Genomic DNA, 12,635 nt, shown 5'->3' on the forward strand with positions numbered 1-12,635 from the left:
ACGGTAGGTCGCAACGCTAGCGTGACGGCAGGCGCGGGCGCGTTGGCAGTGACGGGCACGTTCGCCTCGACCGGCGCGACGCAGGCCACGGCTTCCTCGATCACCGGCGGTACGTTCAACACTGGCAGCAGCCTCACGCTGACCAGCCCCGGCGCGATCGAGCTCGCCGGTGCGACCAGCGGTACGACGCTGACCATCGACGGATCGACCATCGAAGCGACCACGCTGGGAGCGGGCACCGACCTGTCGATCACCAGCACCGGCGCGACCACGCTCGGCACGGCCACGGCGAGTGGCAAGCTGCGCGTCGATGCGGCGGTGTTCGATTACGGCACGCTTGCCGCAGGGGGCGACATCGGCATCGCCGCCAATTCGGTTGCCGGCGGGGATGTGACCTCGACCGGCGGCGGGCTGGCCATCACCACCCCCGGCGCGGCGAGCCTGGGCCAGGTCAAGACCGCAGCCGACGTCACCGTCAACGCCGCCTCGCTGGCCTTTGCCGGGCTGAACGCGGGCGGGTCGGCGACGCTGACCGTGGGCTCGCTGGCGGGCGATGCGATCACCGCCGGGCAGGACATCACCGTGCGCAGCGGGACGCAACTGTCGTTCACCACGCTCACGGCCGGGCGCAACGTGCTGCTCGTGGCGAGCAGCGGCGGCGTGGCGGTGCTGGGCAATCTGGTTGCAGGCGGGGCCGTGTCCGCGTCGGGCGATGCGGTGCTGCTCAACGCCACCGGGCCGCTCAACGTGGCGACGGTCGTGGCGGACAATGGCGATATCGATATCGTCGCGGGCGGGGCCTTGCGCGTTAATCGTGGCGAATCGGTCGGCGACATCAACCTGACCTCGAAGCAATCGACCGTCAGCGTCGGCTTCCTCGCGGCGGGGTACAAACCGCAGACGACGCTGGGCAACACCACCTTGGCCACCAGCATCGGCAAGCCGGGGCCGGGCAACATCGCGTTGTCGGCGGCCAGCGGCATCCTGGCCGATGGCATGGTCGATGCCGCTGCCGGGCTGACCGCGACGACCGGCGGCGCGATCGACATCCGTGCGCTGGCGACGGCCAAGACCATCGCCTTCACCTCGGCCGACCTCGCGATCGGCGCGACCGGGCAAGTCGGTCAGGGCAGCCGCACCACCGCCATCGCGCTGACCGACAACGGCAGCGGCGGCACCGTGCTGGGCGACGGGTTCGACAGCAACGGCGGCTACATCGTCAACAACGCCGAGTTCGCGCGGATCCGCTCGGGCGGCAACCTGACCATCGATGCGGGCACTGCATCCACCCAGCAGACCGGCGGCACGGCGCGGCTGACCATCGGCACGCTGGCGGCGAACGCGGCGGCGGGTACGGCCGAGGGCAATGTCGGCGCGGACGGCACGTTGCGGCTGGTTTCGGGCAACGATGCGGCCATCCTGGGCGCCGCCACCTTCGGCAACGCCGCCAGCAACACGCTGGCGCTGACCGCCAACGGCAACGTGATGCTCGATGCGACGCGCGGGTCGCTGCGGTTGATCGAGGCCACCGGGCGCGGCGGGCAACTGTCGCTTTCCGCACAACGCGTGTTTGCCGGAACCACGCAGGCGCAGACCGACACGCTCGCCGCCGCAGACCTTGGCGCGGTGACCACCCGGCTCGGCATGAACGACACGATCGCGCCGGGGGCGACCTTGCTCGAGGCGGGGACGCTGCAGGTTACCGTGGCGAACGGGTTCTTCGTGCAGAACACCGCCGCCACGACCGCGTTCGACGATCGTCGCGGGCTGGTGGCGGACACGCTGACGATCACGGCGCGCGGCACGACCCCGATCGATATCGTCATCAACGACATCGTCGGCGGGCAGACCGGCAAAGCGGCGATCCCGCTCACGCAGATCGCCGGCGCGGCGAACAGCCTGTCGACGATCAATGGCTGCATCATTGCGCAGACCGCATCGTGCGGCGCGGTCGAAACCGGGGGCGACGGCACGATTCAGGAAATCATCAACGGAGCGATCGATTCGCGCGGGATCGAACAGGGCGCGATCCAGTCGGTGGGTGACGGCTTTATCGAAACCCCGCTGATGGAGATCAACCAGATCGCCCCGGCGGGCTTCCAGCCGCTGATCGACGAGCCGGTCACCGGCACCGGCAACGACGATCTGCTGGGCGATGGCGGCAAGTGCCCGGCCGAAGACAAGGACTGTGCCGAAAAGACCGCAGGCGCGCCGAAGGACAAGTGATCGCGCGGCGCGGCGTTCGGCGCGACCGGACCTTGCGCTGCCCGGCGATGGACTTGACCGGGGCGGGCGAGGACGGGCAAGGCACGCGCCATGCAGTCCGATCCCGCACGCCCCGCCATGCCTGATACCCCGCTGAAGCTGTTCAACAGCCTGACGCGCAGCATCGAAACCTTCGTGCCGGTCCATGCCGGTGAGGCGCGGGTCTATTCGTGCGGGCCCACGGTCTACAACTACCCGCACATCGGCAACATGCGCGCTTATGTGTTTGCCGATGTGCTGGGCCGGGTGCTGAGCTATTCGGGCTACAAGCTAACCCACGTCATCAACATCACCGATGTCGGCCACCTGACCGACGATGCCGATGCGGGCGAGGACAAGCTGGAAAAGGCGGCGAAATCCAGCGCGCAGTCGATCTGGGACATCGCCCGGCATTACACCGAGGCGTACTGGTCCGATATCAAGGCGCTGAATATCCGTGGCCCCATGCAGATGGGCGTGCAGGACGAAAGGAATTGGTCGATCGCTACCGATTATATTCCGCAGATGATCGCGTTTGCGACGTCGATTGCACCGGAGCATTGTTACGAGTTGCCGTCTGGGTTGTATTTCGATGTTTCGAGTGTGGCCGATTACGGCCGCCTCGCCAGGGCGCACACCGACGAAGGAGAGGGCCGCATCGACCCGGTCGATGGCAAGCGCAACGCCGCCGACTTCGCGATCTGGCGCAAGACGCCGGAAGGCGAGACGCGCCAGATGGAATGGGATTCCCCGTGGGGCCGGGGCGCGCCCGGCTGGCATCTGGAATGCTCGGTGATGTCGGGCGCGCTGCTCGGCTTTCCGTTCGACATCCACACCGGCGGCATCGACCACCGCGAAATCCACCACCCCAACGAGATTGCGCAGAACCAGGCGCATTGCTGCACCAACGGACTCGACGTCGCGGCCAACAGCGGCGCGCGCATCTGGATGCACAACAACTTCCTGGTCGAACGGTCGGGCAAGATGAGCAAGTCGAGCGGCGAGTTCCTGCGGCTGCAACTGCTGATCGACCGGGGCTACCACCCGCTCGCCTACCGAATGATGTGCCTGCAGGCGCATTACCGCAGCGAGCTGGAGTTTTCATGGGAAGGTCTGGGCGCGGCGCTGACGCGGTTGAAGCGGATGGTGATGGGGGTGGAGACCCTCAAAGCCCGTCATGCTGAACTTGTTTCAGCATCCATCGCGCCTCCCACTTCGGCCGTGCGTGGGGAGGAATGGACCCTGAAACAAGTTCAGGGTGACGTCGGGGAAAAGTTGGCTCAGTTCGTTCAGCGCTTCGAAGCCGCAATTTCGGACGACCTCAACACTGCTGTGGCATTGACCGTGCTGGAAGAAGTCGTCGCGCTGAAGAAGGTCGATGCCGGCGAAAAGCTTGCGGCAATCGCGGCGATGGACGCGGTGATGGGCTTTGGACTGCTAAATTTGGATCGCAAGGACTTACGAATTAGACCAAAGGATGCAGAACTTACAGGAGAGCATGTCGACGCATCCATTGCGTTTCGGAAGGAACTGCGGGCACAGCAAAACTTTCCAGCACTAGACCGCCTGCGCGACGAGCTCGCCGCCAAGGGTGTGGAGGTCATGGACGGCGATCCGCTGGGCTGGGACTGGAAGCTGGGGTGAGGGCTGAATTGCCCCTCCACCACTCGCTGCGCGAGCGGTCCCCCGCCCCATCGCAAGTCGATGGGGAGGATCGGTTTGTGCCTTCCTCCCCATCGACGTGCGATGGGGAGGTGGCAGCCCGCAGGGCTGACGGAGGGGCCGGATGATCCGTCCCGCCAAACCGGGAAAAACCGTCCGACGCGCGAAAGCGCTCCGCCGGGCGATGTCGCTGCCCGAAGTCCTGCTGTGGCGCGAATTGCGCGCCGCACCCGACGGGTTGCGGTTTCGCAAGCAGCACCCCGCAGGCGATTATATCATCGATTTCTTCTGCGCGCGCGCCAACCTGGCCATCGAGATCGACGGCTTGGCGCACGACATGGGCGATCGGCCGTTGCGCGATTCGGCGCGTGACGCGTGGCTTGGCGAACGGCGGATCGAGACGGTTCGGTTTGCGGCTGCGGACGTCTTGCGTGACCCGAATGCTGCGGCGACAGCGGTTCTGGCATTGGCGAAGCGCAGGCTGGAGGAGTTTGGAAAGGCCCCTCCGTCAGCGCTTCGCGCTGCCACCTCCCCATCGCAAGTCGATGGGGAGAAACACGCAACCGCATCCTCTGCATCGACCTGCGATGGGGGTGGCAGCGCAAGCGCTTACGGAGGGGCAGGAACCACATCATGACCAGAACCATCGCCGTGATGTCCGCGCTCATCCGCCCGCTGATCGAGCCGCGCCTGCCCGACTGGGTCGAGGCGCGGTACTTTGCCAACAAGGCCGAGGCGCTGGAGCTGGCTCCCGAGGCCGAGATCGGCTGGTTCGACATGTACGACCAGGCCAACATGCTGCCGGTGATCCACGCCGCCACACGGCTGAAGTGGCTCAATTCGATCTTCGCAGGTGTCGATGGCCTGCCGCTCGATCTGCTGCGGGATCGCGGGGTGATGTTCACCAACGGCGCCGGCATCAACGCGATCACCATCGCCGAATACGTGGTCATGGGCATGCTTTCGATGGCCAAGGGCTATCGCGAGGTGGTGCGCGCGCAGGACCGGCATGAGTGGCTGGAACGCCCGCCGGGGCGCGCCGAGCTGGCGGGCAGCCGGGCGCTGCTGCTCGGTTATGGCGCGATCGGGCAGCGGATCGACCGGTTGCTGGCGGCGTTCGAGGTGGATGTCGTCAAAGTCCGGCGCGGGCCGGGGGAGGGCACGCTGACGCCCGACGCATGGCGCGCGCGACTCGGCGAATTCGACTGGGTGATCCTCGCGGTGCCGGCCACGCCCGCAACCGAACACATGATCGGCGCGGCGGAGCTGGCGGCGATGAAATCGTCCGCGATCATCGTCAACATCGCGCGCGGTTCGGTGATCGACCAGGACGCGCTGGTCGAAGCGCTGCAGCATAAAACGATCGGCGGCGCGTTCCTCGACGTGACCACGCCCGAGCCGCTGCCGGCCGGTCACCCGTTGTGGAGCCTGCCCGATGCGCACGTCACGATGCACTTGTCTGGCCAGTCGCAGGACAAGATGTTCCAGCGCGGGGCCGACCGTTTCCTGGCGAATCTGGCGGCGTGGCGGCGGGGTGATCCGGTGGCGCCGCAAGTCGATCTGGCGCGCGGTTACTGAACCCGCGATTCATTCGCAAAATCGCGTTGCTGCAGGGGTGACTCGGCTTGCGCCATTTGTTACCCACTGCGGCCAACGGCGGGACCGGGGGCCAAAACTACAACGTCTCCCGCCTGGGGTCGCACCACCGCAATAGCAAAATGGAACGCCGCAGGGCCGCGCGTTCCGGCTACAGGAGTGTGCGATGTCTGAAGTTCCCGGGTCCGCAGGTGCAGGCAAGAAGGCATCCGATCTGTTCATCGAATGCCTTGAGGATGAAGGCTGCGAATACATCTTCGGCGTGCCGGGCGAGGAAAACCTCGATTTCCTCGATTCGCTGTCGCGCTCCACCAAGATCAAGCTGATCCTGACGCGGCACGAACAGGGCGCGGGCTTCATGGCCGCCACGTATGGTCGCCACACCGGCAAGACCGGCGTGTGCATCGCCACATTGGGGCCGGGCGCGACCAACTTCGTCACGGCCGCCGCCTATGCCACGCTGGGCGGCATGCCGATGCTGATGATCACCGGCCAAAAGCCGATCAAGAAATCCAAGCAGGGCCGGTTCCAGATCCTCGACGTCGTCTCGATGATGGGGCCGATCACCAAGTACGCGCACCAGATGGCATCGTCGGACAACATTCCCAGCCGCGTGCGCGAAGCCTATCGCCTCGCCGAAGAGGAAAAGCCGGGCGCCACGCACATCGAACTGCCCGAAGATATCGCCGACGAACACACCGAATCAAAGCCGATCAAGCGCTCGATCGCGCGGCGCCCCTCGGCCGATGCCAAGGCGGTGGCGATGGCCGTCGACCAGATCCAGAAGGCCAAGGCCCCGGTGCTGGTGATCGGCGCGGGCGCGAACCGCAAGATGACCGGCAACATGCTGCGCGAATTCGTGGCCAAGACCGGCATTCCGTTCCTCACCACGCAGCTGGGCAAAGGCGTGATCGATGAGCGCCATCCCAAGTTCCTGGGCTGCGCCGCGCTGTCGGCGGGCGATTTCGTGCACCGCGCGGTCGAGGATGCGGACCTGATCGTCAACATCGGCCACGACGTGATCGAAAAGCCGCCGTTCTTCATGCGCGAAGGCGGCACTCCGGTGATCCACATCTCGACCAAGACCGCCGAAGTCGATCCGGTCTACTTCCCCGAACTGGAAGTGATCGGTGATATCGCCAACGCGATCTGGCAGATGAAGGAAGCGATTACGCCCAATCCGGCGTGGGATTTCAATCACATGCTGTCGTACCGCCAGGCCGAGGTCGACCACACCACGCCGCTGGCCGCCGACGCGCGCTTCCCGATCTTCCCGCCGCATCTGGTGCAGTCGATCCGCGATGCGCTGCCCGACGATGCGATCATCTGCCTCGACAACGGCGTCTACAAGATCTGGTTCGCGCGCGGCTATACCGCCTACCATCCCAACACCGTGCTGCTCGACAATGCGCTGGCGACGATGGGCGCGGGCCTGCCGTCCGCGATGATGAGCTCGATGCTGTATCCCGAGCGCAAGGTCATGGCGATCTGCGGCGACGGCGGGTTCATGATGAACAGCCAGGAGATGGAAACCGCGGTGCGCCTCGGGCTCAACCTCACCGTGCTGATCCTCAACGACAGCTCGTACGGCATGATCCGCTGGAAGCAGGCCAACATGGGCTTCGAGGACTGGGGCCTGACCTATGGCAACCCCGATTTCGTCAAGTACGCCGAATCCTATGGCGCCAGCGGACACCGGGTGGAAAGCGCCGCGCACCTCAAGGAACTGCTCGCGCATTGCCGCGACACGCCCGGCGTCCACCTGATCGACTGCCCGGTCGATTATTCGGAGAACGACCAGATCCTGAACATCGACATCAAGGCGCTGTCGAAGGCGTTGTAAGTTCGCGGGTCCTTCGAGATGCAGGTTCGCCCTTCGGCAAGCTCGGGGCGAACCTGCTCCTCAGGATGGGCGGAGAATGTATATTGCCGCTCATGGTGAGGAGGGACTGAGCCTGGCGAAGGCCCGTCTCGAACCACGCGCCCCGGAGAGTCCAATGGTCCAGCTCAAAGACGTCTACCCGCTTTACCTCAACAACAAGGCGGCGCAGCCCAACGCCGATCTTGAGGTGACCGACAAGTTCACCGGCGAAGTGGCGTTCCGCACCGCGCTGGCCACGCCCGACGTGATCGACGAAGCGATCGCGGGCGCGGTCCGCGCGGCCGAGCCGATGGCGCGGCTCGCCAGCTATGAAAAGCGCGACGTGCTGACCCATTGCGTGACGCGGTTTGGCGAACGTTTCGACGAGCTGGCTTATGCGCTGTGCGTCGAGGCGGGCAAGCCGATCGCCGATGCGGAAGGCGAAGTCACCCGCCTGATCGACACTTTCCGCATCGCCGCCGAAGAAGCCACGCGCAACTACGGCGAAGTCCAGCCGCTCGACGTCAGCGCGCGCGCCAAGGGCTATATGGGGATGTGGAAGCGCGTGCCGATCGGGCCGTGCAGCTTCATCTCGCCGTTCAATTTCCCGCTGAACCTGGCCGCGCACAAGATCGCCCCGGCGATCGCGATGGGCTGCCCGTTCGTGATGAAGCCCGCCTCGATGACGCCATTGGGCGCGATCATCATGGGTGAAGTGCTGGCCGAATGCGACGTGCTGCCCGAAGGCGCGTTCTCGATCCTGCCCGCCGCGCGCGCCGGGTCGGATCTGTTCACCACCGACGAACGGCTGAAGCTGCTGTCGTTCACCGGATCGCCCGGCGTGGGCTGGGACCTGAAGGGCAAGGCGGGCAAGAAGAAAGTCGTGCTCGAACTGGGCGGCAACGCGGCGGTGATCGTCGACAAGGACGCCGATCTCGACCACGCGCTCGCCCGCATCGTGTTCGGCGGATACTACCAGTCGGGGCAAAGCTGCATCCACGTGCAGCGCGTGATCATCCATGCCGACATCTACGACAGCTTCCGCGACATGCTGGCCGCCAAGGTCAAGACGCTCGTCTCGGGCGATCCGAAGAAGCGCGAAACCTTCATCGGCCCGATGATCTCGGCGCGCGAGGCCAGCCGCCTGAAAGGCTGGATCGACAGCGCGGTGGCGGGCGGCGCCACGCTGCTCGCGGGTGGGGCATGCGCGGGCAACATGCTGGAAGCTTCGCTGCTCGAAGGCGTCAGCCGCGACAGCGAGCTGTACCGCGAGGAAGCGTTCGGGCCGGTGGTGATCCTGTCGAAGTTCACCGAGTGGAAGGCCGCGATGGACGAAGTCAACGACAGCAAGTTCGGCCTGCAGGCGGGCATCTTCACCCGCGACATTCACCAGGTGCTCGATTCGTGGGATCACCTCGATGTGGGCGGCATCGTGGTCAACGACGTTTCGTCCTACCGGGTCGACAATATGCCGTATGGCGGGGTCAAGGATTCGGGGCTGGGCCGCGAAGGCGTGCGGTTCGCGATGGAGGATATGTCGGAAATCCGCAATCTGGTGATCCGTCGGCTCTGATCGCCAGTAAACATCGGGATTCTTTGCGGTTATGGTTAACGCGGCGTAACCGGTGGAAGCGGTCCGTGCCGGTGTGGCGAGACGCATCAGGCCGCCCGATGCAAGCACCAAATCGTGCGATTGGCGCAATTCCGTGCTTGAACACTCGTCGCAGACTGGCATAGTCTTCCGATAAGGGGTCGCATTGCAAGTCAATCGCTGGGCGTGGGTGCCAGAAGCTTAAGCTTCGGCCCAAGGCGCGCATCGGGCTGGAACGAGGGGCAATGCTGGACCATTCCATGTCACTGCGGCGGTTTTTGACCGCTTGCCGCTCGGTATCGCGCTCCGGTGCGATGGCGATCGTCGTGTGTGTCCTCATGGCTGCTGCCGCGCTTGCCGCTGCGCTGTTCGTCGCGCCCGCACCGCTTCAGGCGCAAGGCGCCGGTGGCTCGATGCGGGCCCATATGGGCGTGGCCAGCTGCGCGGGATCGACCTGCCACGGCCACAGCGTGGGCGATGGCACGCCGGTCCGGCAGGACGAACTGCTGCGCTGGCAGGAAGAATCGTCTCCCACGGGCGCGCACAGCCGCGCCTATCGCGCCATTCAGGAAGCGCGCGGCCAGGCCATCATCCGCCGCATGGGGCTCGATGGTGCCGGCGTCGGTCGCGAATGCCTTGGCTGCCACACCACGACGGGCGCGCAAAAAGTTGCCGACGGCGTCGATTGCGAAGCCTGCCACGGCAATGCCGGCGGCTGGCTGTCCACACATTACACCGTCGGAGCTAGCCACCAGCGCAACGTGTCGCAAGGGATGACCGATCTGGTCAATCCACGCGTCCGCGCGCAAGTCTGCCTCGACTGCCACTTGTCGGGCGATGGTCCGGGGCAGTTCGTCGCGCACCGCATCATGGCGGCGGGCCATCCGCGCGTGTCGTTCGAACTCGACCTGTTCTCTACGCTGCAGCAGCACCACAACGAAGATGCCGACTATGCCGCGCGCAAGGGTGGCAAGACCGATTCGATGCGGATGTGGGCGGTCGGCCAGGCCGAGGCGGTCAAGCGGTCGATGGAACTGTTCAGCGAGCCGGGCAAGGCGAACGACGGCATCTTCCCCGAATTCACGTTCTACGATTGCCACAGCTGCCACCGCCGCATCTACGACGGCGAACAGGCGAGCGTTTCGGTGCTGCCCAACCCGGGCCGTCCGATCCACGCCGGCATGCCGCCGTTCAACGATGAGAACATGATCATGCTGCTCGCCGCAGCCAAAGTCGTGGCGCCCGATATCGCCGCGACGTTCGATGCGCGCAGCAAGGCGTTCCACCGTGCGATGGGCGAAGGACGCTCGCAATCGGTGGCCGCCGCGCAGGCGCTGCGGCAGACCGCCGATGCGCTGTCTGCGCGGTTTGCCGGTACGCCGTTCAGCAAGGCGCAGACGTTCGCGATCATGGATGCGATCGCCAGCAACGCGATTTCCGACCGTTTCACCGACTACGAAGGTTCGGTGCAGTCGGTGATGGCGATCGACACGCTGCTCAACGGGCTGGTCAACCAGGGCATGGTATCGACCGGCGCGGCGAACGGCCTGCGCGTGCAGATCAACCAGGCCTATTCGGCGGTGCGCGAGCCCAACAGCTACCAGCCGCTCGCGTTTCGTCGCGCATTGGGGGGCGCTATCGGTTCCATTCGGAGCTTGCGCTGATATGCCCTTCAAAGCCGCTTTTCATCGTACGACCGCGATCGTTTCCGCGCTGTCGCTGACGCTTGCCGGTTGCGGCGGCGGCAGCAGCAGCCCGGCGCCATCGCCCACGCCGGCGCCCAGTCCGTCGGCCACGGCGGCCAAAGTGTTCGACGCGCCGATCCAGGCGTCGCTGACGGTGGCCGATGTGCAGCAGGTGATGGCGCAGGCGGTAAGCGAGGCGCAGGCGCTCAACCTGCCCGCGATCATCGCGGTGACCGACCGCGTCGGCAACGTGCTCGGCGTATTCCGCATGAACGGCGCGCGCACGCGCATGAAGACGAGCAAGTACAACACCGAGCTCAACGGCGCGATCGCGACCCCGGTCGATGCGCAGGACCTCGACGTCGAGGCCACGATGGGCGCGATCTCCAAGGCGGTGACCGGTGCCTATCTTTCGAGCAGCGGCAACGCGTTTTCCACCCGCACCGCCAGCGAGATCGTCCAGCAGCATTTCCCGCCCGCGCCGGTCACGCCGGGGCTGGAAAGCGGGCCGCTGTTCGGCGTGCAGTTCAGCCAGCTGCCGTGTTCGGACCTCAACACGCGGTTCCTGTCGGGCGGCGGCCCGGCGGCGCTGATCGGCCCCAAGCGCGCGCCGCTTGGCCTGGCCGCGGATTCGGGTGGGCTGCCGCTGTACAAGAACGGCGCGATCGTCGGCGCGATCGGGGTGATGGCCGATGGCGACTATGCGTTCGATCCCGACGTCACCAACGTCGATGGCGATCCCGAGGAATTCATCGCGCTCGCCGGCATCCAGGGCTTTGCGCCCGATCCCTCGATCACCGCCGACAAGATCACGGTCGATGGTTCGACCTTGCGGTTCAGCGATGCGCGGGTCGAAGGGCTGGCCCCGCTCAAGACCGATTTCGCGGCGATCAACAACGTCGTCGGCACGCTGATCCCGGTCAACGGCTATACTGCGGGCGCGATCATCGCCGGCACCACTTATGGCACCGAGGCGAGCGGGTTGCGCTATGCCACCCCTGCGGAGTTTTCGATACCCGACGCGTTCGTGCTGACCGATGGTTCGGGCAACGATCGCTACCCGATCCGCGCCGGCACCGATGGCGCCGATGTCGGCACGCCGCTGACCGCCGCCGAAACGCGCGCGGTGCTGGAAGAAGCGTTCAAGATCATGAGCCGCGCGCGCGCGCAGATCCGTCGCCCGGTCGACAGCCGGGCGCAAGTTTCGATCAGCGTGGTCGATACTTACGGCACCGTGCTCGGACTGGTGCGCGGGCCCGATGCGCCGATCTTCGGCATCGACGTGTCGCTGCAGAAAGCGCGCACCGCCGCGTTCTTTTCCAACAAGGTCGCCGCCGCCCAGCTGCAGGGCGATCCCGACGGCGAGATCCCGCAGTTCGTGCAGCGCGTCCGCGATTTCCTGGGTGACCAGACCGCGCTGACCGGCAAGATCGCGTTCGGTGATCGCTCGGGCGGCAACCTGTCGCGCCCGTATTTTCCCGATGGGCAGGTCGGCACCGCCAACGGTCCGCTGTCGCGCCCGATCAACCAGTTCAATCCGTTCGGGGTCGGGCTGCAGGTCGCGCTGGTGAAATCGAACCTGCTGCAGCACGCGGTATTCGTGGAAGGCGCGCTGAAGGCGGCGGATACGGCGCAGCAGTGCACCCAGGTCCCCGATGCGCCCAACGGCAAGAAGCGGCTGGCCAACGGCATCCAGATCTTCCCCGGATCGGTGCCGATCTATCGCGGCACCACGCTGGTCGGCGCGATCGGCATTTCGGGTGACGGCATCGACCAGGACGACATGATCAGCTTCCTGGGCGCCAACAACGCCGGGGTGCGGGTCGGGTCGATCGGCAACGCGCCCAAGGACATCCGCGCCGACACGATCGTGGTGCCGGTCGCGCAAGGGGTGCGGCTGCGCTACGTCAACTGCCCGTTCGCGCCGTTCCTCGATACCTCCGAACAGAACGCCTGCGAGGGATTGTGATCCACACCGTCCTCGGCCTCGTCGCTC

General features: G+C 65.9%; 8 protein-coding genes. All 8 read left to right on the top strand.

All coding sequences use genetic code 11. From position 1 onward, the window contains the following. Positions 1 to 2,226 (top strand): beta strand repeat-containing protein (locus NL2_RS17160; protein ID WP_218006123.1); only part of this gene is annotated, 2,226 nt, incomplete at its 5' end. Positions 2,227 to 2,343: 117 nt separating this feature from the next. Further along, positions 2,344 to 3,888: a cysteine--tRNA ligase gene (gene cysS / locus NL2_RS17165; protein WP_068077127.1), complete on the top strand. Its 1,545-nt coding sequence runs from the start codon at positions 2,344 to 2,346 to the stop codon at positions 3,886 to 3,888. A gap of 142 nt (positions 3,889 to 4,030) precedes the next feature. Then, positions 4,031 to 4,543 (top strand): endonuclease domain-containing protein, encoded by a 513-nt coding sequence (locus NL2_RS21790; RefSeq protein WP_084356177.1) that lies wholly within the window; start codon positions 4,031 to 4,033, stop codon positions 4,541 to 4,543. Beyond that, positions 4,540 to 5,484, top strand: a complete 945-nt coding sequence (locus tag NL2_RS17175; protein ID WP_068077034.1) for a D-2-hydroxyacid dehydrogenase — start codon at positions 4,540 to 4,542, stop codon at positions 5,482 to 5,484. The genes NL2_RS21790 and NL2_RS17175 overlap by 4 nt, the downstream gene beginning before the upstream one ends. Before the next feature lie 184 nt (positions 5,485 to 5,668). Then, complete coding sequence (locus tag NL2_RS17180; protein WP_068077036.1) at positions 5,669 to 7,345, top strand: acetolactate synthase large subunit; 1,677 nt, start codon at positions 5,669 to 5,671, stop codon at positions 7,343 to 7,345. A 154-nt stretch (positions 7,346 to 7,499) separates the two neighbouring features. Next, a complete protein-coding gene (locus tag NL2_RS17185; protein WP_068077038.1) occupies positions 7,500 to 8,936 on the top strand; it encodes an aldehyde dehydrogenase family protein in 1,437 nt (478 codons plus the stop codon). Between the two features lie 263 nt (positions 8,937 to 9,199). After that, a complete protein-coding gene (locus NL2_RS17190) occupies positions 9,200 to 10,618 on the top strand; it encodes a multiheme c-type cytochrome (RefSeq protein ID WP_068077040.1) in 1,419 nt (472 codons plus the stop codon). A gap of 1 nt (position 10,619) precedes the next feature. After that, positions 10,620 to 12,608 (top strand): heme-binding protein, encoded by a 1,989-nt coding sequence (locus NL2_RS17195; RefSeq protein WP_068077042.1) that lies wholly within the window; start codon positions 10,620 to 10,622, stop codon positions 12,606 to 12,608. The last annotated feature ends 27 nt before the right edge of the window (positions 12,609 to 12,635 follow it).

The organism is Novosphingobium lentum NBRC 107847 (assembly GCF_001590965.1).
GTDB classification, from domain to species: domain Bacteria; phylum Pseudomonadota; class Alphaproteobacteria; order Sphingomonadales; family Sphingomonadaceae; genus Novosphingobium; species Novosphingobium lentum.